Source organism: Vreelandella janggokensis, from assembly GCF_031451615.1.
GTDB classification, from domain to species: domain Bacteria; phylum Pseudomonadota; class Gammaproteobacteria; order Pseudomonadales; family Halomonadaceae; genus Vreelandella; species Vreelandella janggokensis.
The window spans coordinates 17800-40564 of record NZ_JARWAJ010000005.1 but is presented as its reverse complement, the minus strand read 5'-3'; the positions used below and the strand labels follow the sequence as shown (position 1 = coordinate 40564).

20 protein-coding genes and 2 tRNA genes are annotated in these 22765 nt (G+C 58.0%); 16 read left to right on the top strand and 6 right to left on the bottom strand.

Features of this window, described 5'->3' with window-relative positions; genetic code table 11:
* Nucleotides 1-86: 86 nt before the first annotated feature.
* The 16 genes from rlmE (at nt 87) to QC816_RS13775 (ending at nt 17043) form a co-directional block, all read left to right on the top strand.
* Nucleotides 87-746, top strand: coding sequence for a 23S rRNA (uridine(2552)-2'-O)-methyltransferase RlmE (gene rlmE, locus QC816_RS13850; protein WP_309782859.1), 660 nt, complete (start codon nt 87-89; stop codon nt 744-746).
* A 192-nt stretch (nt 747-938) separates the two neighbouring features.
* The gene (gene ftsH, locus QC816_RS13845; RefSeq protein ID WP_309782858.1) at nt 939-2939 is read left to right on the top strand and encodes an ATP-dependent zinc metalloprotease FtsH; all 2001 of its coding nucleotides are present in this window, start codon (nt 939-941) and stop codon (nt 2937-2939) included.
* A 108-nt stretch (nt 2940-3047) separates the two neighbouring features.
* Nucleotides 3048-3965 (top strand): dihydropteroate synthase, encoded by a 918-nt coding sequence (gene folP, locus QC816_RS13840; RefSeq protein ID WP_085920181.1) that lies wholly within the window; start codon nt 3048-3050, stop codon nt 3963-3965.
* Complete coding sequence (gene glmM / locus QC816_RS13835; RefSeq protein ID WP_085920157.1) at nt 3962-5311, top strand: phosphoglucosamine mutase; 1350 nt, start codon at nt 3962-3964, stop codon at nt 5309-5311. Before folP ends, glmM begins: the two co-directional genes overlap by 4 nt.
* Before the next feature lie 78 nt (nt 5312-5389).
* A complete protein-coding gene (gene tpiA, locus QC816_RS13830; RefSeq protein WP_085920158.1) occupies nt 5390-6139 on the top strand; it encodes a triose-phosphate isomerase in 750 nt (249 codons plus the stop codon).
* Nucleotides 6140-6143: 4 nt separating this feature from the next.
* Entirely contained in the window at nt 6144-6503 is a 360-nt protein-coding gene (gene secG / locus QC816_RS13825) for a preprotein translocase subunit SecG (RefSeq protein WP_066316119.1), read from the top strand.
* Between the two features lie 34 nt (nt 6504-6537).
* Nucleotides 6538-6624, top strand: a tRNA-Leu gene (locus QC816_RS13820).
* A 121-nt stretch (nt 6625-6745) separates the two neighbouring features.
* Nucleotides 6746-6822, top strand: a tRNA-Met gene (locus QC816_RS13815).
* A gap of 290 nt (nt 6823-7112) precedes the next feature.
* Complete coding sequence (gene rimP / locus QC816_RS13810) at nt 7113-7574, top strand: ribosome maturation factor RimP (RefSeq protein ID WP_085920182.1); 462 nt, start codon at nt 7113-7115, stop codon at nt 7572-7574.
* A 72-nt stretch (nt 7575-7646) separates the two neighbouring features.
* On the top strand, nt 7647-9161 hold the full coding sequence (gene nusA, locus QC816_RS13805; protein WP_085920159.1) for a transcription termination factor NusA: 1515 nt from the start codon (nt 7647-7649) through the stop codon (nt 9159-9161).
* A gap of 27 nt (nt 9162-9188) precedes the next feature.
* Nucleotides 9189-11744 carry a translation initiation factor IF-2 gene (gene infB / locus QC816_RS13800; protein WP_085920160.1) on the top strand — a complete coding sequence of 852 codons (2556 nt, stop codon included), beginning with the start codon at nt 9189-9191 and terminating at the stop codon, nt 11742-11744.
* Nucleotides 11745-11759: 15 nt separating this feature from the next.
* Nucleotides 11760-12173 carry a 30S ribosome-binding factor RbfA gene (gene rbfA, locus QC816_RS13795; protein ID WP_085920161.1) on the top strand — a complete coding sequence of 138 codons (414 nt, stop codon included), beginning with the start codon at nt 11760-11762 and terminating at the stop codon, nt 12171-12173.
* Nucleotides 12173-13096, top strand: coding sequence for a tRNA pseudouridine(55) synthase TruB (truB, locus tag QC816_RS13790; RefSeq protein ID WP_199284510.1), 924 nt, complete (start codon nt 12173-12175; stop codon nt 13094-13096). Before rbfA ends, truB begins: the two co-directional genes overlap by 1 nt.
* Nucleotides 13097-13216: 120 nt before the next feature.
* Nucleotides 13217-13486 (top strand): 30S ribosomal protein S15, encoded by a 270-nt coding sequence (rpsO, locus tag QC816_RS13785; RefSeq protein ID WP_066316110.1) that lies wholly within the window; start codon nt 13217-13219, stop codon nt 13484-13486.
* Between the two features lie 139 nt (nt 13487-13625).
* The gene (pnp, locus tag QC816_RS13780; RefSeq protein WP_085920163.1) at nt 13626-15788 is read left to right on the top strand and encodes a polyribonucleotide nucleotidyltransferase; all 2163 of its coding nucleotides are present in this window, start codon (nt 13626-13628) and stop codon (nt 15786-15788) included.
* Between the two features lie 85 nt (nt 15789-15873).
* Entirely contained in the window at nt 15874-17043 is a 1170-nt protein-coding gene (locus tag QC816_RS13775) for an MFS transporter (RefSeq protein ID WP_199284511.1), read from the top strand.
* Nucleotides 17044-17114: 71 nt separating this feature from the next.
* On the opposite strand, the gene QC816_RS13770 is transcribed toward QC816_RS13775, so the two are convergent.
* From QC816_RS13770 to pcnB, 6 genes are all read right to left on the bottom strand, one after another.
* Nucleotides 17115-18293: an acetyl-CoA C-acetyltransferase gene (locus tag QC816_RS13770; RefSeq protein WP_085920165.1), complete on the bottom strand. Its 1179-nt coding sequence runs from the start codon at nt 18291-18293 to the stop codon at nt 17115-17117.
* A gap of 185 nt (nt 18294-18478) precedes the next feature.
* A complete protein-coding gene (panD, locus tag QC816_RS13765) occupies nt 18479-18859 on the bottom strand; it encodes an aspartate 1-decarboxylase (RefSeq protein WP_027337660.1) in 381 nt (126 codons plus the stop codon).
* 21 nt (nt 18860-18880) lie between these two features.
* Entirely contained in the window at nt 18881-19747 is an 867-nt protein-coding gene (gene panC, locus QC816_RS13760; protein ID WP_085920183.1) for a pantoate--beta-alanine ligase, read from the bottom strand.
* A 57-nt stretch (nt 19748-19804) separates the two neighbouring features.
* Nucleotides 19805-20596, bottom strand: coding sequence for a 3-methyl-2-oxobutanoate hydroxymethyltransferase (gene panB, locus QC816_RS13755; RefSeq protein ID WP_085920166.1), 792 nt, complete (start codon nt 20594-20596; stop codon nt 19805-19807).
* A 135-nt stretch (nt 20597-20731) separates the two neighbouring features.
* A complete protein-coding gene (folK, locus tag QC816_RS13750; RefSeq protein WP_309782852.1) occupies nt 20732-21238 on the bottom strand; it encodes a 2-amino-4-hydroxy-6-hydroxymethyldihydropteridine diphosphokinase in 507 nt (168 codons plus the stop codon).
* A 5-nt stretch (nt 21239-21243) separates the two neighbouring features.
* Nucleotides 21244-22629: a polynucleotide adenylyltransferase PcnB gene (gene pcnB, locus QC816_RS13745; protein WP_199284513.1), complete on the bottom strand. Its 1386-nt coding sequence runs from the start codon at nt 22627-22629 to the stop codon at nt 21244-21246.
* Nucleotides 22630-22765: the final 136 nt, after the last annotated feature.

The window sequence follows — 22765 nt, the reverse complement described above, 5'->3', positions numbered from 1 at the left end:
AACGTTCCATCTTACGGTGAAACGCCACCGAGTGAAAGACATGGTGTTAAAGCGTGCCGTCGCCTCTTCCAGTGTTAGATTTTCTCATGCAGCAAACGCCCCCAGGCCGTAAGCGGCCATCAAGTAAAACCAGCGCAAGCTGGATGAAAGAGCATTTTGACGATCCTTACGTCAAGCAGAGTTGGCAGGATGGCTATCGCTCGCGGGCGAGCTATAAACTGCTCGAGATTGACGAAAAGGACAAGCTGTTGCGTCCTGGGATGACCGTCATTGACCTTGGTGCTGCGCCAGGGGGGTGGAGTCAAATCGCCGCCGAGAAAGTCGGTCCGCAGGGTATGGTCATCGCTTCCGATATTCTCGATATGGATGGGCTGGCCGATGTGTCCTTTGTTCAGGGGGACTTTACCGAGGAAGCGGTGCTCAATGCGATTCTTGAGCGGTTGGAAAATCGTCCGGTAGACCTTGTGATGTCGGATATGGCCCCCAATATGAGTGGCATGGCGGCGATTGACCAGCCTCAAGCCATGTATCTGGTGGAGCTGGCGCTGGAGTTGGCGCGTGAAACGCTCTCTCCGGGTGGTCAGTTGCTGGTAAAGGTCTTCCAGGGCGAAGGCTTTGACAGTTATCTAAAAGAGCTTCGCGAAAGCTTCAAGCGGGTGGTGACGCGTAAACCCGGTGCTTCTCGGGCGCGATCCCGTGAAGTCTATCTGCTGGCGGAGGGCTTTCGGGGGCATGATCAGCGCTAGGACTATCGACAGGATTTATCACCGCGATAGCCAGACAGACAGTTGCAAAGTGTGTCATATTGAGCCTTAAAGGTGATCGTGGCACAGATGGCCCAAGGTATTAGACGCCTTGGCAATGGTTGAACCCTCGAGGCTGGTGTAAGGTCTCATTGATAGGTTTAACTGACGGATTCTTGTAATGAGGGTAGCCCCTTGAACGATATGGCAAAGAACCTGATTCTGTGGTTGGTCATCGCGGCCGTTCTACTGACAGTGTTCAATAATTTCAGTACCGAGAGCGCACCCCAGACAATGAACTACACCCAGTTCGTTGAGCAGGTGCAGGACCAGGAAGTACGCAGCGTCACTATTGATGGCTATACCATCTCCGGTGAGCGGACCGATGGTTCACAGTTTCAGACAATTCGTCCTGCGGCAGAAGATCCCAAGCTGATGGATGATCTGCTGAGCAACGACGTGACGGTTATCGGTAAAGAGCCGGAGCAACAAAGTATCTGGACGCGTCTGCTGATTGCCAGCTTCCCGATTCTGCTGATCCTGGCCATTTTCATGTTTTTCATGCGCCAGATGCAGGGCGGTGCCGGCGGAGGTAAAGGCGGCCCGATGAGCTTTGGCAAGTCCAAAGCCAAGCTGCTCTCTCATGATCAGGTCAAGACGACGTTCTCGGACGTTGCCGGTTGCGATGAAGCCAAGGAAGAAGTCGAAGAGCTTGTCGACTTTTTGCGCGACCCGACCAAGTTCCAGCGCCTGGGCGGCACAATTCCGCGTGGTGTTCTGATGGTGGGGCCGCCGGGTACCGGTAAAACGCTGCTGGCGAAATCGATTGCCGGCGAAGCCAAGGTGCCGTTCTTCTCCATCTCCGGCTCTGACTTCGTTGAAATGTTTGTCGGTGTCGGCGCGTCCCGTGTACGCGATATGTTCGAGCAGGCCAAGAAGCAGGCGCCGTGCATCATCTTTATTGATGAGATTGATGCGGTAGGCCGCTCGCGTGGTGCTGGCATGGGTGGCGGTAACGACGAGCGTGAGCAGACCCTGAACCAGCTACTGGTTGAGATGGACGGCTTCGAGGCCAATGAAGGCGTCATCGTCATTGCGGCTACTAACCGTCCTGACGTGCTTGACCCCGCACTGCTGCGTCCTGGACGCTTTGATCGTCAGGTAACCGTTGCCTTGCCTGATATCCGTGGCCGTGAGCATATCCTCGGCGTGCACCTGCGCAAGGTGCCGTTGGGCGACGATGTGAAACCGCAGATCATTGCCCGCGGTACACCGGGCTTTTCGGGGGCCGATCTTGCCAACCTGGTCAACGAGGCTGCCCTCTTCGCTGCCCGTCGTAACAAGCGGCTGGTCAGCATGGAAGAGCTCGACCTGGCCAAGGACAAGATCATGATGGGCGCTGAGCGCAAGTCCATGGTCATGACCGACAAGGAAAAGCTCAATACGGCTTACCACGAGTCGGGCCACGCAATTATCGGCCTGGTGGCGCCCAGCCACGACCCGGTTTATAAGGTAACGATCATTCCTCGGGGACGGGCGCTGGGTGTGACCATGTTCCTGCCTGAAGAGGATCGTTACAGCCTGTCGCGTCAGCAAATTCTGAGTCAGATCTGCTCGCTGTTCGGTGGTCGTATTGCCGAGGAGATGACGCTTGGGCCTAACGGTGTCACCACCGGGGCGTCCAACGATATCAAGCGTGCCACTGAGCTTGCCCATAACATGGTCGCCAAGTGGGGGCTGTCGGATGAAATGGGTCCGATCATGTATGACGAGGACGAGTCCCACCAGTTCCTCGGCGGTCCTGGTCAGGGTGGCTCCAAGATGAAGTCGGGTGAAACCACCACACGGCTCGATAAGGAAGTCCGCAAGATTATCGATGATTGCTACGAGGAAGCGCGCCGCATTCTGACCGACAATCGCGATAAACTCGACGCGATGGCGGAAGCGCTGATGAAGTACGAAACCATTGATGCCGACCAGCTAAAAGATATTATGGACGGCCGCGACCCGCGTCCGCCGGAAGGCTGGAATGACGGCGATTCATCCGGTGGTGGAACGCCTGCATCAAGCGATCAGTCCAGCGCGTCCCCCAGCGATACGCGTAATGGTGATGAGGCAAGTGGCGATGGTGATTCAGATGACGAAGAGCCTAGCCGTCGACCCTCTGACCCCCTAGGTGGCCCTGCCGGCCCTTAGGCTCCAAGTCCGGTCATTGAGCTAACATTAAGGCGTCCCCAAACGGGACGCCTTTTTGTTATGCTGTGCACCTATAATACCGATATGTTTTTTCGACCAGGCGACAGCATGACTTCTACGGCACGTCCCACCCCGTCGGCTCCGCAGGCGCAGCTTTCAGCGCAATTGCGTTGCGGCCGGCATTTACTTGACCTTTCCTTTCCTCGCGTCATGGGCGTTTTGAACGTCACGCCGGATTCGTTTTCTGACGGTGGCCAGCACGTGGCATTGGACGATGCGTTACGCCGCGCCGAGCAAATGCTGGCGGAAGGCGCCGCCATGATTGATGTGGGGGGGGAATCGACTCGCCCTGGTGCCTCCCCCGTCGGCGAGCAGCAGGAGCTTGATCGTGTTGCGCCGGTCGTGGAAGCACTGGTACGCGAGCTGGATGCGCTTGTTTCGGTGGACACCAGTTGCCCTGCCGTGATGCACGAGGCGAGCACGCTGGGGGCCGGCATGATCAATGACGTGCGGGCACTTGAGCGGGATGGGGCCTTGGCAGCCGCCACGGGCAGCGGATTGCCGGTGTGCTTGATGCACCGTCAGGGTGAGCCGCAGGATATGCAGCAGGCACCTGCCTATACTCAACCCATCGAAGAAGTGGTGGTCGACTATCTGGCGGCCCGAGTTGCCGAGTGCGAAGCCGCAGGGCTGCGCCGTCATCGTCTGCTCGTGGATCCGGGGTTTGGCTTTGGCAAGACGGTTGAGCACAATTTGCGCTTGCTGAATCGCATGGATGCCCTTCGATCATTAGGTCTGCCGGTGCTCGTCGGCATGTCGCGCAAGAGCATGATCGGCAAAGTGTTGGGTCGACCCATAGACGAACGGCTGCCAGGCGGGCTTGCGTTGGCGGCCATGGCGGTTGAACGCGGGGCGAGTATCGTTCGCGTCCATGATGTGGGGCCGACGGTCGACGCCATCAATATGGCGTGGGCTGTGTGTCAGGAAGGCTGTGAGGCCGCTACCAAGAAGGAGAATAACGCATGACAAGACGCTATTTTGGCACGGACGGTATTCGCGGAACGGTCGGTCAGTCACCCATTACCGCCGATTTTATGCTCAAGCTGGGCTGGGCCGCGGGGCAGGTCTTACGCCGGGAGAAAGGTCGCACCCGGGTGTTGATCGGCAAGGATACCCGTATCTCTGGTTACATGTTCGAGTCTGCGCTTGAATCGGGGCTGTCTGCAGCGGGCGCCGATGTGGCGCTGCTGGGGCCAATGCCTACCCCCGGTATTGCCTATTTGACGCGCACCTTTCGGGCCGATGCCGGGATCGTGATTTCAGCCTCCCACAATCCATTCGACGATAACGGCATCAAGTTTTTTTCGGCGGAGGGTAAGAAACTCCCGGACGCTATTGAAGACCAAATCGAGACCATGCTGGATGCGCCGTTAACCACCGCAGGGGCCGCCCAGCTGGGCAAAGCCATGCGGATTGATGATGCGGCCGGTCGCTATATCGAGTTTTGCAAATCGACCCTGCCGGATCGCCTTAGCCTGCATGGCTTGACCATTGTGCTCGACTGCGCTCATGGTGCCACTTATCACATCGCGCCGAGTGTGTTTCGTGAACTGGGGGCCGAGGTCAGCATCATTGGCGGGACGCCAGATGGTTTGAATATCAACCAGAACGTGGGCTCGACGCACCCAGCAGCGTTGCGCGCGGCGGTTATCCAGCAAGGCGCCGACCTGGGGATCGCCTTTGACGGCGACGGCGATCGTGTATTACTGGTCGATTCCGATGGTCGTGAAGTCGACGGCGACGATATTCTTTATCTGATTGCCCGGGATCGTCACGAGCGTGGTTTGCTGGATGGCGGTGTGGTAGGGACGCTCATGAGTAACTTGGGGCTGGCGATGGCGCTGGAAAAAATGGGTATTCCGTTTGAGCGCGCCAAGGTCGGTGACCGTTTCGTGATGGAGCGTATGGCGGCCAATCAGTGGGAGTTGGGTGGCGAATCGTCGGGCCATATCTTGTGCAGCCATGTCCAGACCACCGGAGACGGCATCGTGTCAGCGTTGCAGGTGTTGGCGCTGATGATGCGTGAGCAGCAACCGCTCCCCGCCTTGTTAAGAGGGTTGGAAAAAGTCCCGCAGGCGCTGGTGAACGTCAGGTTGCCTGCAGGGACAAATGCCAAGGACGTGATGGCCTCGGAGCCGCTTCAGAAGGCAGTGTCCGCTCTCGAAAAGGAGTTGGGTGATGAAGGTCGTGTATTGCTCAGGGCCTCGGGCACTGAGCCGTTAATTCGTGTCATGGTGGAGGGGCGCGCGCATCTGGATGTCGATAAGTTGGCCAATCGTTTGGCTGAACAGGTGCAAGCGCTGCTTAAATAGCCTCTGCTGACAACAGCGGTTGTCTTGACAAGTCCGCTCCTATACCATTTCGCTCCACCTTGAGTGTGAGGAGATTCCATGCGTAGGCCATTAATTGCCGGTAACTGGAAAATGAACGGTTCGACGGCTCTGGTGAAAGCGTTTGGCGATGCTTTTGCGGCCGCCAAATTGCCTGCTGGCGTTGATGTGGTCGTGATTCCGCCTTTTCCTTATCTGGAGATGGCGCGGCAGGCCTTCAAAAAGACGTCGCTAAAACTGGGTGCGCAGACGCTCAATCCTCAGTCCTCAGGCGCTCATACCGGCGAAGTCAGTGGCAGTATGCTTCAGGAGTTTGATGTCGCCTACGTACTGGCTGGCCATTCAGAGCGGCGTCAGCTTTATCAGGAAAATGACGAGCAGGTATTTGATCGTCTGATGGCAGCCCTGGCGTCAGGACTTACCCCGATTCTCTGTGTCGGGGAAACCCTGGAAGAGCGCGATGCGGATCGCACCATGGATGTCGTGCTGCGTCAGGTCGGGTACGTAATGTCTCGCCTGGAGCCCGCTCAGCGTTCTGAGGTGGTCATCGCCTATGAGCCGGTTTGGGCGATTGGCACAGGACGAACAGCAACGCCTGAACAAGCTCAAGAGGTAATGGCCGGTATTCGGTCTTACCAGGCGTCCTTCGACGCGGTGCTTGCCGAACAGCTCAAGCTGTTGTACGGCGGCAGCATGAATGCAAGCAATGCGGCTGAGCTGCTTGCTCAGCCGGACATCGACGGCGGTTTGGTGGGCGGTGCTTCGCTCAAAACCGACGAATTTTACGCCATTTGTCAGTCAGCAGGATAACGCCATGCAAGTTGCAATTCTAATGGTCCACGTGGTGATTGCGATCGCCCTGGTTGTGCTCATCCTGCTTCAGCAGGGTAAAGGTGCCGAAGCAGGTGCCGCCTTTGGTGGCGGTGCGTCGCAAACGGTATTTGGTTCACGCGGCAGCGGTAATTTTCTGTCTCGTTTCACGGCCATCCTTGCCGCAGGCTTTTTCGTCACATCGATGGCGCTGGCTTACTTTGCCACTCAGGCAGGGCAGGCACCGGAAGCAGGTATTCCTGATGCCAACCTGATCGAGCAACAGCAAAGTGCACCAATGCTTGACGAAGGTGACGAAAGTGCGGATAATGCCGCGCCAGTGCTAGAGGAAAGCAGCGAGTAACTGATTGATGTTGCTTCCTTGAGCCTCCCCTGATGCCGAAGTGGTGGAATTGGTAGACACGCTATCTTGAGGGGGTAGTGACCTTACGGTCGTGCGGGTTCAAGTCCCGCCTTCGGCACCATCTGTTGCGCTGGTTCTCCAGCTCCCCAGACGTAATAAACGCTACTTGGTTGGAGCGTGTAAGGGTAAAAGACAGCTTGACGAAATAAGCTTGAGCGTCTATTATCTGCGACCTAGATTGATGCGGGGTGGAGCAGTCTGGTAGCTCGTCGGGCTCATAACCCGAAGGTCATCGGTTCAAATCCGGTCCCCGCTACCACTTTCTGGCGATAAGCAAACATGTGCGAGCGTTTCATGTCATAAGAGGCGGCGCCATCGTTAAGGGCTTTCCCAATGCTTACCGTCATGTTGGTGTAACAGGTTTCTTTCAAAAAGCCCCTTCCTGTGAAGGGGCTTTTTGTTAGCAGCTTTTCGTTAACAAGCGTGTCTCAAGGGCGGATGCCCATCGGCTTGCCGGAGGCACATTTCCGGGTAACGCCAATCAGCCACCTAGCTTTTCATATGTCTCCTGGCCAGGTGCCTGATGCAACGGCTATAGGAGCAATGTCTGTGGCCACAAAACATGCGGCGCTGCACGCGCTGATAGAACCTGTTGTTGCTGCCATGGGCTTTGAACTATGGGGCATCGACCATCTTTCGCAGGGTAAGCATTCGCGGTTGGTGATTTATATCGAACGCGAAAGCGGCGTCAATGTTGAAGACTGCGCCGATATCAGTCGTCAAGTCAGTGCGATATTAGACGTCGAAGATCCTATTCCGGGGGAGTATCGGCTCGAAGTGTCTTCGCCGGGCATGGCACGCCCGCTGTATACCCTGGATCATTTTTCCCGTTTTCAAGGTCATCATGTCGCATTAAAACTGCGCGCCCCTTTTGACGGGCGTCGCAAGTTCCAAGGATTGCTGGCAGGTGTCGAGGGCGACGAAATACTGCTGCAGATGGATGGCGAAGAGTATTGTTTTCCCATAGAAGGCATTGATTCTGCGCACATTGTACCGCAGTTTGACGATTAACCAGGTGGCGTGGTGGCCGGCAGGCAGCTGGCACGATGCACATAAGGACAGGTTTTCTGGCGAGGCAAACGCATGAGTAAAGAAATATTAATGGTCGTTGACGCGATCTCTAACGAAAAAGGTGTTCCCCGCGACGTTATTTTTGAAGCGGTGGAATCTGCTCTTGCGAGCGCGTCACGCAAGCGTTTTGACAATGAAGAAGCCAGCGTGCGGGTGCACATTGACCGCCGTACGGGGGATTACGAGACGTTTCGCTACTGGACGGTGGTCGAGGACGACGAATTCGAAACGCCAGACTACGAAATTAAGCAGACCATCGCTGAACAGCGCGATCCGCCGCTGAAGCTGGGCGATGTCGTCGAGCAGAAAATCGAAAACGCCGTGTTTGGTCGTATTGCGGCACAAACGGCCAAGCAAGTCATCGTGCAAAAAGTGCGCGAAGCCGAGCGTGCCGAGGTCGTACGTCAATACACCGACCGTGAAGGGGAGTTGGTCGCCGGTATTGTCAAAAAGACCACGCGCGACGGCTTGATCATTGACCTGGGCGACAATGCAGAAGCGTTTCTGCCGCGCAACGAAATGATCCACGGTGAGCGCTACCGCATGAACGAGCGTGTGCGCGCGCTGCTGGTCAAGGTGGATCCAGACGCCCGCGGTGCCCAGCTACAGCTATCGCGCACCTGCCCCGAGTTGATTATCGAGCTGTTCAAGATTGAAGTGCCGGAAATCGCCGAGCAGCTAATCGAGATCAAAGGGGCGGCAAGGGATCCCGGTTCACGCGCCAAGATTGCCGTGAAGACCAATGACCGTCGTATTGACCCAGTCGGTGCCTGTGTCGGCATGCGTGGCTCTCGCGTTCAAGCAGTATCGACCGAGCTACAAAACGAACGTGTCGATATCGTGCTATGGGATGACAATCCAGCACAATTGGTGATTAATGCCATGGCACCCGCCGACGTGGCGTCTATCCTTGTTGACGAAGATGCCCATGCGATGGACGTTGCCGTTGCCCAGGACAACCTGGCCCAGGCCATAGGCCGAAGCGGCCAGAATGTGCGTCTGGCTTCTGATCTGACCGGATGGCGCATTAACGTCATGACCGAAGATGAAGCGGAAGCCAAGCGCGACCAGGAAATTGATAGTCTGGTAGATTCTTTCGTCAGCCATCTCCAGGTCGATGAAGATGTTGCCCGCCTGTTAGTGGAAGAAGGGTTCACAACCCTTGAAGAAGTCGCCTATGTGCCGCTTGAAGAGATGCTTGAAATCGAAGAATTCGACGAGGATCTGGTTGAAGAGCTGCGTGCACGAGCGAAAGACGAGCTGCTGACGATGGCCATTGCCTCGGAAGAAGCGTTAGACGGTGCCCAGCCGGCAGACGATCTGCTGGCGATGGACGGCATGGAGCGCCATCTGGCCTTCATTTTTGCCAGCCGCGGCATTGTTACCATGGAAGATCTCGCCGAGCAGTCTGTTGACGATCTGGTCGATATCGAGGAGTTGGACGAAGCGCGCGCAGCGGCACTGATCATGACTGCCCGTGCGCCCTGGTTTGAAGACGATGACGCGTCGGATTCAAACACACAGTAAACAGGTCACGGGCTGAGGAGGGTCAATATGTCAGATATGACAGTTAAAGATTTTGCAGTAAAGGTAGGCCGCGATGTGCCTCGCCTGCTAGAACAGATGAAAGAAGCGGGTTTGCAGCACGCCTCGGAAACCGATGCCGTATCAGAAGAAGATAAGCGCACCTTGCTTAACTTTCTGAAGAAAAGTCACGGCGGCGATGGCGATGAAAGTGATAGCGGCAAGAGCCGTATTACACTGACGCGCAAAACCCGCAGCCGTATCAAGACAGGCGAGCGCGGCAAAACGATTGAAGTTCAGGTGCGCAAGAAGAAGACGTACGTCAAGCGCTCTGAAGAAGAGAATAAGCCGAAAGCGCCTGAGCCCAAGCATGCTGGCCCGCGTCAGTTAGTCGGTGACATGGCGGAAGCTGAGGCTGAAAGCAAGGCACGCGAGGCGCGTGAAGCGGAAGAAAAAGCCGCTGCAGAAAAAGCCAAGGCGGCTGAAGAAGCGGCGCGTAAAGAAGCCGAACAAGCAGCTCAGGTCGAGGCACAGAAAGCATCTGACGCTCAAGTGCCTGAGCTGCAGATCGACGATACCCCGGCACCTGAAGAAATGCCGCCGGCACCGCCGAAAGAAGGCCGCACCGATCGCCGCACAGCACCGCCCAAGAAATCAGCGGCCAAGAAGAAAGGCCGTCGTGATGACGAGGAAGATCGCGGTGATCGCGAAGAGCGCAAGCGCGGCGCTGGTGGCAAGAAAGCCAAGCGTGCCGAACGCCGCGGCGGTCGTCGTGGTGGTAGTTCAAGCGGTGGTAACGGCAAGCATGGCTTCCAGAAGCCGACCCAGCCGATCGTGCGCGAGGTCTCGATCCCCGAGTCCATCAGCGTGGCGGATCTGGCCGACAAGATGTCGATCAAGGCCAATGAAGTCATCAAGGCGATGTTCAACATGGGCGCGGCGGTCACCATCAACCAGACCATCGATCAGGATACGGCGGCCATCGTCGTCGAGGAGATGGGTCACAAGGTCAAGCTGGTGAAGGACGACGCGCTGGAAACGGAAATGCTCGAAGGCATCTCCTATGAAGGCGACGAGATCACCCGTTCCCCGGTCGTGACCGTGATGGGCCACGTTGACCATGGTAAGACGTCGCTTCTCGATTATATCCGTAAGGCCAAGGTGGCGACCGGCGAAGCGGGTGGTATTACCCAGCATATCGGTGCCTACCATGTGGAAGACGAACATGGCGGCGTTACCTTCCTGGATACGCCAGGCCACGCGGCGTTTACCGCCATGCGTGCCCGCGGCGCCCAGGCGACCGACGTTGTCATTCTGGTCGTGGCGGCGGATGACGGTGTGATGCCCCAGACGGTTGAGGCGATCGAGCACTCCAAAGCGGCGGGTGTGCCGATGGTAGTGGCGGTCAACAAGATCGACAAAGAGGGTGCTGACTTCGACCGCATTCGTAACGAGCTATCGCAGCACGGCGTGATCTCGGAAGAGTGGGGCGGCGATACCCAGTTCGTCCACGTGTCTGCCAAGAGCGGTGATGGCATTGAGGAGCTGCTGGAAGCGATCCAGCTGGTCTCTGAAGTGCTCGAGCTTAAAGCCGTGCCTGAAGCACCGGGTAAAGGTGTCGTGGTTGAGTCGCGCCTGGATAAAGGCCGTGGCCCCGTGGCGACCGTGCTGGTTCAGAACGGTACGCTCAAGAAAGGCGATATCGTCCTGGCCGGGCTGCACTACGGTCGCGTGCGGGCGCTAACCAACGAACTTGCCAAGCAAGTGGACGAGGTGGGCCCGGCCATGCCGGTCGAAATCCAGGGCCTGGACGGTACGCCGGACGCCGGTGACGACTTCATGGTGGTTGCCGACGAGAAGAAAGCCCGCGAAGTGGCCAACTTCCGTCAAGGCAAGTACCGCGAAGTACGCCTGGCGCGTCAGCAAAAGGCCAAACTGGAGAACATGTTCAGCCAGATGGGCCAGGACGAAGTGGCCAAGGTCAACATCGTCTTGAAAGTCGATGTCCAGGGCTCGCTGGAAGCCATCAAGGGCGCGTTGGAAGAGCTCTCCACCGACGAAGTCGAAGTGGCGGTTGTGTCCTCGGGTGTGGGCGGTATCACCGGTACCGATGCCAACCTGGCGCTCGCCTCCGAAGCCATCGTGGTCGGCTTTAACGTGCGTGCCGATGCTGCCGCCCGCGAAATCATCGAACGTGAAGGCCTGGATCTGCGCTATTACAGCGTCATCTACCAGCTGATCGACGAGGTCAAGCAGGCGATGAGCGGTATGCTTGCGCCGGAGTGGAAAGAAGAAATCGTCGGTATTGCCGAAGTACGCGATGTCTTCCGCGCGCCGAAGATCGGCGCGATCGCCGGCTGTATGGTGGTTGAAGGCACCGTGCACCGGAACAAGAAGATTCGCGTGCTGCGTGATGACGTGGTGATCTACGAAGGCGAGCTCGAATCGCTGCGCCGCTATAAGGACGACGTTCAGGAAGTACGTAGCGGCGTCGAGTGTGGCATCGGCGTGAAGAACTACAACGATGTTCAGGTCGGCGACAAGATCGAAGTCTTTGACCAAGTGAAGGTCGAGCGCAGCCTGTAGGGCTGAGGAGCAAGCATGCGCGAATTCAAGCGTACCGACCGGGTAGCCGACCAGCTCCAGAAGGAGCTGGCGGTGCTGATCCAGCGCGAAGTGAAAGACCCACGCCTCGGCATGGTCACGGTCAGCGGTGTCACCGTGAGCCGCGACCTGGGTTATGCTGATATCTACGTCACCCTGTTGGGTGAGCAGGATCCCGAGCGTATCAAGGAAAACCTGAAGGTGCTGAAACGGGCGGCAGGTTTCTTGAGAAGCCAGATTGCCAAGCGCATTAAACTGCGCCACGTTCCCGAATTGCGCTTTCATTTCGATGAAAGCGTGGTGCGTGGCCAACAGCTGTCGTCGCTGATTGACGAAGCGGTTTCAACCGACCGTGCCCGTCAGGAACAGGATGATGAAGGCGCGGATGAGCCAGGCGGGGAGACGCGTTAATGGCGCGTCGCCGCCGGGGGTTGCCGGTGAATGGTATTGTTCTGCTGGATAAACCGAAAGGGCTTTCCAGCAACCATGCCTTGCAGCGGGTGCGTCGTCTTTTCGAGGCACAAAAAGCGGGCCACACCGGCACGCTGGATCCGATGGCTACCGGCTTGCTGCCCATCTGCCTGGGTGAGGCCACCAAGTTTTCATCGCACCTGCTGGAAGCCGACAAGGTGTATCGCACCCGGGTAGAACTGGGGACGATAACCGACACGGGGGATGCAGAAGGCGCGGTCATTGAGCAACATGATGTGCCAAGCCTGACGGTCGACGATATTGAGTCGGTATTATCCGGCTTTCGCGGTGAGATCGACCAGGTGCCGCCGATGTACTCGGCGCTGAAGCACGAAGGTAAAAAACTCTACGAGCTGGCCCGCGAAGGGAAGCAGGTTGAGCGTGCAGCGCGGCGGGTAAGCGTGTATGATGCCCGCCTGCTGTCATTTGAAGGCACGGCCTTCGAACTGGAAGTCAGCTGCAGCAAAGGGACCTACATCCGTACCCTGGCTGAAGACATTGGCAAGGCACTGGGCTGTGGCGGCCACATCAGTCAGCTGAGAAGGCTCAAGACCGGCCCTTTCAACGGCGATGCCATGTGGACGCTGGAAGCGCTTGAGGCGTTAGCCGATCAAGCGGCCCGCGAAGCCGAGCTGATGCCGGTTGACGTGCTGGTAGATCATTTGCCGTCGCTTACATTGGACGAACCGGCTTATGGGCGCTTGGCTCACGGCCAGTCGGCCAATGTGGTGTCTGGTAAATCACTGCCACCCGAGGCGCTGGCAAGACTTTATTACGCGGAGGCGTTCATTGGCCTTGGCGTTGTAAAAGAGGGCCAGGAAGTGGCACCCAAGCGGCTGTTAAGTACGGTCGCTATCTCGTAAAGCGTTGCATCAATGCGGCGATTTGCGCGAAAATTGTAGACCTAGAGTAGTAGATTGAGACTGCAAATATGCGTGGTCTCACCCATTCATTGTTAGGCATATTGCTTACTGGAGAGACAGATGGCATTAACCGCTGAAAAGAAGGCCGAAATCGTCAACGAATACGGCCGCGGCGAGAACGACACCGGATCACCTGAAGTGCAGGTTGCACTGCTGAGCGCCAACATCAACGGCCTGCAGGATCACTTCAAAACCAACAAGCAGGATCACCACTCGCGTCGTGGTCTGATCCGCATGGTAAACCAGCGTCGTAAGCTGCTGGATTACCTGAAGCGTAAAGATTTCGAGCGCTATCAGTCTCTGATTCAGAGCTTGGGCATCCGCCGCTAAGTTATTGTTGGCGAAGGTCGAGAAACGGGCAGCTCCTCAGGGGCTGCCCGTTTTCTTGTTTGTGGTAGCCCTATTGCGCGGCAACGCCTAGAATGGTGGCGAGTCCAAACGACCCAAACGAAAAGACAAGTAGCTATTAATGTTAAAGGAAGTCGCCGTGAATCCGGTAAAAAAAACGTTCCAATACGGTCGTAGCACCGTCACGCTAGAAACTGGGCGCATTGCTCGTCAGGCCACCGGCGCCGTTATGGTCACCATGGATGACACCGTGGTGCTGTGTACGGTAGTGGCAAAGAAAGAAGCAAATCCCAACCAGCCCTTCTTCCCTCTTTCGGTTCATTACCAGGAGAAAACCTACGCGGTAGGCAAGATTCCTGGCGGCTTTTTCAAACGCGAAGGTCGCCCCACCGAAAAAGAGACGCTCACCTCGCGTTTGATCGACCGCCCTATCCGTCCGCTGTTCCCCAAGGGGTTCATGAACGAAGTGCAGGTGATCTGTACCGTTCTCTCCACCGATCGCAATCACGATCCGGATATCGCGGCAATGATCGGTACCTCAGCGGCGCTGTCGATTTCAGGTGTGCCGTTTAGCGGCCCGATTGGCTGTGCCCGGGTCGGCTTTAACGAAGAGCAGGGCTACTTCCTGAATCCCACCGTTGAAGAGCTTGCCAGCTCGGAACTGGATATGGTCGTCGCCGGTACTGAAAAAGCCGTGCTGATGGTCGAGTCTGAAGCCAAAGAGCTGCTTGAAGACGAAATGCTGGGTGCCGTGCTGTTCGGTCATCAGGAAATGCAGGTTGCTATCAGTGCGATCAATGAACTGGTTGCAGAGGCCGGTAAGCCGCGCTGGGATTGGCAGCCGCCCGAAGAGAACATGGCGCTGAAAGCGGCCATGGCCGACGCCTTCGAAGCCAAGGTCGGCGAGGCCTATCGAATTACCGATAAAATGGCGCGTCAGGATGCCCTTTCGGCCTTGAAAGACGAAGCAGTCGACCAGCTTGCTGCTGCCGAAGGCGAAGAGACAGAAGGCAAGTTCAGCAAGGACGACGTCAAAGGCGCCTTCGCGGGTCTTGAAAAGCGTGTCGTACGCTCTCGTGTTGTCAAGGGCGAGCCGCGTATTGACGGCCGTGACAATACCACGGTACGTCCGTTGGACATCGAGGTCGGTACGCTGCCCAAGACCCATGGTTCCGCTGTGTTTACTCGTGGTGAGACCCAGGCGATAGCCATTGCGACCCTGGGCACACTGCGCGATTCGCAGCTCATTGAGTCGTTGGAAGGCGAGCGTAAAGACCGCTTTATGCTGCACTATAATTTCCCTCCCTACAGCGTCGGTGAAGCGGGCTTTTTCGGTGGACCGAAGCGCCGTGAAATCGGCCATGGTCGCCTCGCTCGCCGGGGTGTACAGGCCATGCTGCCGGCTGAAGATGCGTTTCCCTATACCATTCGTGTGGTGTCGGAAATTACCGAGTCCAACGGCTCAAGCTCGATGGCCTCAGTCTGCGGCTCGTCGCTGGCCCTGATGGACGCCGGTGTACCGCTCAAGGCGCCGGTGGCCGGTATTGCCATGGGTCTGGTGAAAGACGAAGACGGTTTTGCGGTATTGACCGATATCCTGGGTGACGAAGATCATCTTGGTGATATGGACTTCAAGGTGGCTGGTTCTGAAGAGGGCGTGACCGCCCTGCAGATGGACATCAAGATCGAAGGTATCAACGAAGAGATCATGGAAACGGCCCTGCAGCAGGCTTTGAAAGCACGCCTGGGTATTCTTGAGCAGATGAATGCCGTGATCGCCCAGAGCCGTGCCGAAGTGTCTGAGAATGCTCCATCCATGGCGACGATCAAAATCGCGCCGGACAAGATCCGCGATGTGATCGGCAAGGGCGGCGCCACGATCCGCAAGATCTGCGAAGATACCGGCGCATCGGTTGATCTGGACGATGACGGCACCGTGCGTATCTACGCGGAAGATAAAGCCGCCGCGAAAAAAGCCATTGATACCGTGTTGGCCATTACGGCAGAAGCGGAAATCGGCAAGCTGTACATGGGTAAAGTGGTACGTATCGCCGACTTCGGGGCTTTCGTGAATATCATGCCAGGTACCGATGGTCTCGTGCATATTTCGCAAATTGTTCAGGAGCGGGTTAACAACGTTCGCGATTTCCTGAACGAAGGCGACGATGTGCTCGTTAAAGTCCTCGATATTGATAACCGCAACCGGGTGAAGCTCTCGATCAAGGAGATCACCGAAGAAGAGAAGGCGGCCTTCGAAGCCGACGACGCGGAAATCGCTGATTAATCCAGCGGCAGCGTCGACATCACCGCCCTCGCAGCGTCTCGTTGCGGGGGCGGTAGTGTTTGGGGGCTTAGGAAAGGAGCATGCGATGGAACAGCAAATGGCGCCGCGTTGGTGGGCAGTGGTCGCCGTCATGATGGGGATTTTCCTGTTGGTGACTGCCGAGCAGTTACCGATTGGTCTGCTGCCGCAGGTGGCGTTTTCTATGGACGTTACCCCGGGCATGGCCGGCTTGATGGTGACAGTGCCTGGGGTCGTGGCGGCCTTTTCAGCGCCGCTTCTGCCGGTCGCGGTGGGGCGTCTTGATCGCCGTATCATGTTGACATCACTGATGGGCGTTATGGTGGTCGGTAGCCTGCTGACGTCAATGGCCAGCAGCTTCGTATTGCTATTGGCCTCTCGGGTGCTGGTAGGGCTCAGTATTGGCGGTTTCTGGGCGGTGGCAGGGAGTATTGCCCCGCGTCTGGTGCCCGAGGCCCAGGTTTCCAAAGCGATGACGGTGATCTTTGGTGGTGTCGCGGCGGCGTCGGTCCTTGGGGTCCCGCTAGGAACCCTGTTGGGCGAGTTCAGTAGCTGGCGGGTTGCCTTTGGGGCGCTGGGTGGGTTAAGCCTGTTAACAGCGATGGCGCTGTGGTATTGGCTGCCGCCATTGCCACCCAGCGAGCCGGTTCGTCTGAGGATACTGGCGCAACAGTTCAAGAACCGTGGGGTCAGGGTGGCCGTGCTGACCACCGGCTTGGTGGTGGTGGGGCACTTTGCGGCCTATACCTTTATCAGTCCCGTCCTACAGGACATCAGCGGTATTGCCCAGCGCCACGTAGGCAGCCTACTGCTGCTATACGGGGCGGCAGGCATCCTCGGCAACATCGCGGCAGGCATGTTCGCCGGGCGCCATCCTTACCGAGCGGTGCTGGCGATTCCCAGTCTGCTGCTCCTTGTCGTGGCCAGCTTCCCGGTGCTGGGTGTGCAGCCAAGCAGTGGTGTGATGCTGCTCATGGTATGGGGTGCGGTATTCGGCAGCGTCTCGGTGAGCATTCAAACCTGGATTTTGCGGACGGCGCCCAACACCGAAGCGGCTACCGCACTGATGGCCTTCACCTTTAATTTGTCCATTGGCTTTGGCGCCATGGTGGGCGGCCGCATTGTCGATGGCACCAGTCTGCCGGTCGCCATGTGGGCTGCCTCGGGATTGTTTTTACTGGGCACGCTGCTGGTATGGCTAACGCCGTCGCGGGTTGTGGGAGTGAAGCATCGCTGAGGCAAAAAAATGCCCCCGCTGATGCGGGGGCATGAGAGGCGATACGTCTTCGCTTCGGCAATTCTCGCTAGCTAGCTTCGCTCAATTGCCAGCGCAACCCCCTGACCGCCGCCGATACACAGCGTCGCCAGGCCTTTTTTCGAGTCGCGGGCGATCATCTCGTGGAGCAGCGTCACGAAAACGCGGCAGCCTGAGGCGCCGATGGGGTGGCCCAGGGCAATTGCACCGCCATTGACGTTGACCTTGTTGGTGTCCCAACCGAGTTCCTTGTTGACCGAAAGTGCCTGGGCAGCAAAGGCTTCGTTGGCTTCCACCAGATCCAGGTCGTCGAGGCTCCAACCGGCTTTCTCCAGACAGCGGCGGGTGGCCGGTGCCGGGCCGATACCCATGATTGCCGGGTCGACACCGGCATTGGCGTAACCGGCGATCCGGGCGAGCGGCTCCAGGCCGAGCTGCTTGGCTTTTTCCGCCGAGCAGATCATCACCACCGCTGCGCCGTCGTTGAGCGCCGAGGCGTTGCCTGCTGTCACGGTGCCGTCTTTCTTGAACGCGGGGCGCATGCCGCCCAGTTTCTCGGCGGTGACTTCGCGTGGGTTTTCGTCGGTATCAAACACCATCGGGTCGCCTTTGCGCTGGGGAACTTCCACCGGCACGATCTGGCTTTTGAACCTGCCCTCTTTAATGGCGGCCGCGGCTTTCTGCTGCGACGCGGCGGCGAATTCATCCATGGCTTCACGGGTAATGCCGTACTTCTCGGCCAGGTTTTCGGCGGTGATGCCCATATGGTAGTTGTTGAAGGCATCCCACAGGCCGTCATGCACCATGGAGTCAATCGCTTTCCAGTCACCCATGCGCTGTCCGTTGCGCGAGTTGGGCAGCACGTGGGGAGACGCCGACATGTTCTCCTGCCCACCGGCCAGAATCAGCTCGGCATCACCGCAGCGAATGGCCTGAGTGGCGAGGTGCAGGGCTTTAAGGCCCGAACCGCAGACCTTGTTGATGGTCATGGCCGGTACAGCCTCGGGAAGACCGGCCTTGATCGACGCCTGACGGGCAGGGTTTTGGCCCACACCGGCGGTTAGCACTTGACCGAGCAGGACTTCATCGACCTGGTCGGCGGCAACGCCCGTTGATGAAAGAATGTCTTTGATGACGAGTGCGCCCAGGTCACTCGCGGGAATACCGGCGAGAGACCCTCCAAAAGCGCCTACAGCGGTGCGGCGTGCCGCCACAATGACTACTTCTTGCATAACAGACTCCTGGTCTAAGTAACGCCGTTGAAAAAACGCCAGCGTTTGTATTGAGCGTTGTTGTAACCGTTATCGTCTCAGCGAAGGTCTTGTCTCAGCATAGGGGAAGGATGTGGCTGGCGGCAATACGCTTTTTGATCCAAATGAAAACGGGCCAACTTGTGGCCCGTCAATCATCGTTTCTGCTAGGCAAGCTGGACGGGAATCGCATTGCTGGTGTGGCTGACGTGGTTGCCTTCCTGAAGATACACCAGCGCGGGCTGATGGTTATCCAGCTCGGCTTCCGAGTAATGCGCATAGCTGCAGATGATGATGCGATGCCCCGGAGCGGCAAGATGGGCGGCGGCGCCGTTGATCGAGATCAATCGGGAGCCCTCTTCACCGCGGATGGCGTAAGTGGTGAAGCGTTCGCCATTTTCCACGTTATAGATCTGGATCTGTTCGTTCTCGCGGATGCCCGCCATGTCCAGCAGATCGCCGTCGATGGCACAGGAGCCTTCGTAGTTGAGTACCGCGTGGGTCACGCGGGCCATATGCAATTTGGCTTTGAGCATAATCGTGTGCATGGAAACTCCTAGATAACAAAGCTAGCGGCCAGCGTCAGTTGCAGCCGGCAATTGGACGCTGAGGTTGTCGATAAGCCGAGCCGGGCCGAGATGGGCGGCGGCTAGCAGAACGGCGTGGCGTGTCGAGGGGGTTACTGGGCCAAGCATGGTGTCACGCAGCTCCAGGTAGTCCGGCGTAAAACCCGCATCATACAGGGCCGTGTGACCTCCGTGTAGTACTCGTTCGACAGATTCGCCGCCCTCTAATGCATCGCGCAACTTGCAGAGGGTTTGGTAGAGCGCGGGGGCAATCGCCCGCTCCTCCTGGCTCAAATAACCGTTACGAGAGGACAACGCAAGTCCATCCTCAGCGCGCACAATGGGCACGCCGATAATCTCGATGGGCATGTGCAGGTCGCTGGCCAGCTTACGAATCACCGCAAGCTGCTGGTAGTCCTTTTGGCCAAAAAAGGCTACATCGGGCTGCACCAGGTTAAACAGCATGCTGACCACGGTCGAAACGCCGTCAAAGTGCCCAGGCCGGGAGCTGCCACACAGGCCTTCTCCCATCTCGGGCACATGCACACGGGTCTGGGCGGTTAAACCATTAGGGTACAGCGCGCTGATGGTCGGGCTGAACAGCACATCGCAGCCTGCCTCGGTCAGCTGTGCCTGGTCCGCCTCGAAGGTACGGGGGTAGGCGTCCAGGTCTTCGCCGGGGCCAAACTGCATCGGGTTGACGAACAGACTGGCGACCACCACGTCGGCGTTCGCTCGGGCGCGGGCCACCAGGGCCAGGTGCCCGGCATGCAGGTTGCCCATGGTGGGTACCAGGGCAATCCGTTGGCCGCGTAATCGGTGCTCACGCAGCGTATGGCGTAGCTCGGAGATGTCTCGCAAAGTATGCATAGCAGTCTTGTCGTCGTTCACGGGCATTGTGCTAATACGTTCCCATTGGAACATCGTTTAGAAGCAGTGTTCCGGCGCGGGGAACGTCCGGGTTTTGACCGCCTCGTGGTAGTGCTGAAACGCCGACTGAATGCTGTCAGCGTCGGTCATGAAATTTTTCACGAAGCGTGGCGTGCGGCCATGGGTAACGCCGAGAACGTCGTGCATCACCAGGATCTGGCCGTCGGTATCCGGACCAGCGCCAATACCGATCACCGGCACATCCAGCGCTTCCGTCACCGCCTTGCCCAGACTCGCGGGCACGCACTCCAGTAAAATGATCGATGCGCCCGCCTCAACGAGGATTTTGGCATCATTAATGATCTGTTCTGCCTGGGCGGCTTCGCGGCCTTGTACCTTATAGCCGCCAAGTTGATAGACCGTCTGCGGTGTCAGCCCCAGATGCGCGCAGACAGGGACACCGCGGCGAGTCAGCTCGCGTATGCCGTCGGCCATCCAGGCTTCGCCCTCTACCTTGACGAGCTCGGCACCGGCGCGCATCAAGGCGGCGGCGTCTTCCAGCAAGCGCTCGGTGGTGGCATTGCTCATGAAGGGCAGGTCGACCATCAGCAGGCTATGGCCTTTGCCACGGGCCGTGCAGCGGGTGTGATAACAGATGTCGTCAATGGTCACCGGCAGGGTGCTGTTATGGCCCTGCAGGACCATGCCCAGCGAATCGCCCACCAATAACACGTCAATACCTGCGTGGCTGGCGGCGTGGGCAAAGGAGGCATCATAAGCGGTCAGGCAACTGAACGTCTCACCGGCGCGCTTGTGCGCCTGTAGCGTGCTCAGGGTGACGGTTTTCATGGCGTGCTCTCATGTTTCTACGTGAGGCCGACGCGACATTGGCGTTCGGCCAGTGTTAACGCCGCCTGACGGCGGACGCTGAGTGGCGTAACCGGCAATTGTTACCTGAATGCGGCCTTGGTGTCGAGATTTGTGTCAGATGGTAGCAGTCGGGGTGACATCGGTATCCACGAGTCGGCGTATCGGTGCGCTATCGAGCTTGGCAAGCCAGTCGCCAAGTGGACGCTGATGAAGACTTAACCCGGGGGCTAGCTCGTAGAGCGGTACAAGGACAAAGGCGCGTACGTGCATATGCAAGTGGGGCAGCTTGAGGCGGGGGGTGTCGAGTGCTAACTGGTCATAAAGCAGCAGGTCTAGATCGAGGGTACGAGGCCCCCAGTGACGACGCCTCTGGCGGCGATGATGCTGTTCCAGTGCCTGCAGTTGGTCAAGGAGCGCAAGTGGCGACAGTGATGTTTGAAGCGCGGCGACGGCGTTAATAAAATCGGGTTGATCCTGGGGGCCCAGAGGGGGAGTGGCATACAGCGAAGAGGCACCGACCATGTCGCTTAGCGGTAGACGGGCAAGCTCGCCAAGCGCCTGGCGAATCTGGTCGGTGGGGTTATCCAGATTGCTTCCCAGGCCGATATAGGCAAACGACATGTGTGTTACTCTTCGCTTTTACGCGGTTTGCGTCGCCGTTTGCGGCGGCGGTCGCCCTGGCTGGCAGGATCGCCGCCCACCTTCTGCAATAGTCGGCGTTGATCGTGCTCGTCGCCAGTCTGGAAGGCGTTCCACCATTCGCCCAGCCCACTCGGGATTTCCCCTGCCTGTTCGCGCAGCAGCAGCAGGTCATAAGCGGCACGGAAGCGGGGGTGTTCGCGGGTCTGGAACGCTTTTTTACCCCGGCGCAGGGGTAAGCGCCCCTGAAGCTCCCAGATATCGCGCATCGGCATGCCAAAACGTTTGGGGATGGAGATGTGCTGTAGCTGTCGAGTCACGACCTGCTGAGCGGCCGCTTGTAGCGCGGGAATGGACGGCATGCCTTCACTTTCAAGCTCTGCCTGGCGGTGGGCAACCGGGGCCCATAAGAACGCCGCCAGCAAGAAAGCGGGTGTAACGGGGCGGTCTTCGGCAATACGCTTGTCGGTGTTGGCAAGCGCCTTTTCAATCAAATCTTCTGCCCATGCCGCATCCGCCATGGCTTCTTCGGCCTCGGGGAACAGCATGCCAAACAACCCATAATGGCTTAGCATCCTGAAGGTCACTAGTCCGTGACCCGACATGAAGAGCTTGAGCGCTTCATCGAACAGCCGTGCCGGGGGAATGCTCAACAGCAGCGGCGCCAGATCGTACATGGGCGTTTCGGTGTCGGCATCAATCGTAAAGCCGAGCTTGGCGGCAAACCGCACTGCCCGCAGCATGCGAACAGGATCCTCGCGGTAGCGCGTGGCGGGGTCTCCAATCAAGCGAAGCGTCCGCGCCTCAATATCCTTGGCCCCGTTGGCAAAGTCATGGATGGTGAAGTCGGCGATGTTGTAATACAGCGCATTCACGGTGAAATCGCGCCGCAGGGCATCTTCTTCGATATTGCCCCATACATTGTCACGCAGCAGAAGGCCGTCGTCAGATTGCTGGGCGATATGGTCGCCGTGCTCGTCCTGGGGTTTGCCGCGGAAGGTCGTGACCTCGATAACTTCTCGACCAAAGCGCACGTGCACAATACGAAAACGTCGCCCGATCAGGCGCGAATTGCGAAAAAGATCGCGCACCTGCTCGGGTGTTGCATTGGTAGCAACGTCGAAATCCTTGGGCATCTTGCCAAGCAGGGCGTCGCGAATGCAGCCGCCCACCAGATAGGCCTCAAAACCGGCGCCATTGAGGCGGTAAAGCACCTTCAGGGCAGCATCACTGATCTGCTGACGAGAAACGGGGTGCTCGGAGCGAGGTATAATGCGTGGGCTAAGCGCGCCTGACGCGCCCTGTTGGGGTTCGAGCAGAGATTTCAATTGCTCTCCCGGACTGAGTAATAAACGGGTAAATCCTTTAAGCATGCGGCGGAATCGACTCGCAGGATATCGAAAAAATGGCCCTAATGTAAGCGACGAGTCGCTGAGTGTAGCCGACCGCTAGAGGCTTGCAAAGCCTTGGCAGGGTTGTGGCATGAGCAAAACCGCTAAACGCAGACCG

What these genes read in the sequence shown, in the direction of transcription:
- rlmE (WP_309782859.1), top strand. Translation starts at nt 87, where the DNA reads ATGCAGCAAACGCCCCCAGGCCGTAAGCGGCCATCAAGTAAAACCAGC.
- folP (WP_085920181.1), top strand. Translation starts at nt 3,048, where the DNA reads ATGACTTCTACGGCACGTCCCACCCCGTCGGCTCCGCAGGCGCAGCTT.
- glmM (WP_085920157.1), top strand. Translation starts at nt 3,962, where the DNA reads ATGACAAGACGCTATTTTGGCACGGACGGTATTCGCGGAACGGTCGGT.
- tpiA (WP_085920158.1), top strand. Translation starts at nt 5,390, where the DNA reads ATGCGTAGGCCATTAATTGCCGGTAACTGGAAAATGAACGGTTCGACG.
- secG (WP_066316119.1), top strand. Translation starts at nt 6,144, where the DNA reads ATGCAAGTTGCAATTCTAATGGTCCACGTGGTGATTGCGATCGCCCTG.
- nusA (WP_085920159.1), top strand. Translation starts at nt 7,647, where the DNA reads ATGAGTAAAGAAATATTAATGGTCGTTGACGCGATCTCTAACGAAAAA.
- infB (WP_085920160.1), top strand. Translation starts at nt 9,189, where the DNA reads ATGTCAGATATGACAGTTAAAGATTTTGCAGTAAAGGTAGGCCGCGAT.
- rbfA (WP_085920161.1), top strand. Translation starts at nt 11,760, where the DNA reads ATGCGCGAATTCAAGCGTACCGACCGGGTAGCCGACCAGCTCCAGAAG.
- truB (WP_199284510.1), top strand. Translation starts at nt 12,173, where the DNA reads ATGGCGCGTCGCCGCCGGGGGTTGCCGGTGAATGGTATTGTTCTGCTG.
- rpsO (WP_066316110.1), top strand. Translation starts at nt 13,217, where the DNA reads ATGGCATTAACCGCTGAAAAGAAGGCCGAAATCGTCAACGAATACGGC.
- pnp (WP_085920163.1), top strand. Translation starts at nt 13,626, where the DNA reads ATGTTAAAGGAAGTCGCCGTGAATCCGGTAAAAAAAACGTTCCAATAC.
- QC816_RS13775 (WP_199284511.1), top strand. Translation starts at nt 15,874, where the DNA reads ATGGAACAGCAAATGGCGCCGCGTTGGTGGGCAGTGGTCGCCGTCATG.
- QC816_RS13770 (WP_085920165.1), bottom strand. Translation starts at nt 18,293, where the DNA reads ATGCAAGAAGTAGTCATTGTGGCGGCACGCCGCACCGCTGTAGGCGCT.
- panD (WP_027337660.1), bottom strand. Translation starts at nt 18,859, where the DNA reads ATGCACACGATTATGCTCAAAGCCAAATTGCATATGGCCCGCGTGACC.
- panC (WP_085920183.1), bottom strand. Translation starts at nt 19,747, where the DNA reads ATGCATACTTTGCGAGACATCTCCGAGCTACGCCATACGCTGCGTGAG.
- panB (WP_085920166.1), bottom strand. Translation starts at nt 20,596, where the DNA reads ATGAAAACCGTCACCCTGAGCACGCTACAGGCGCACAAGCGCGCCGGT.
- folK (WP_309782852.1), bottom strand. Translation starts at nt 21,238, where the DNA reads ATGTCGTTTGCCTATATCGGCCTGGGAAGCAATCTGGATAACCCCACC.
- pcnB (WP_199284513.1), bottom strand. Translation starts at nt 22,629, where the DNA reads ATGCTTAAAGGATTTACCCGTTTATTACTCAGTCCGGGAGAGCAATTG.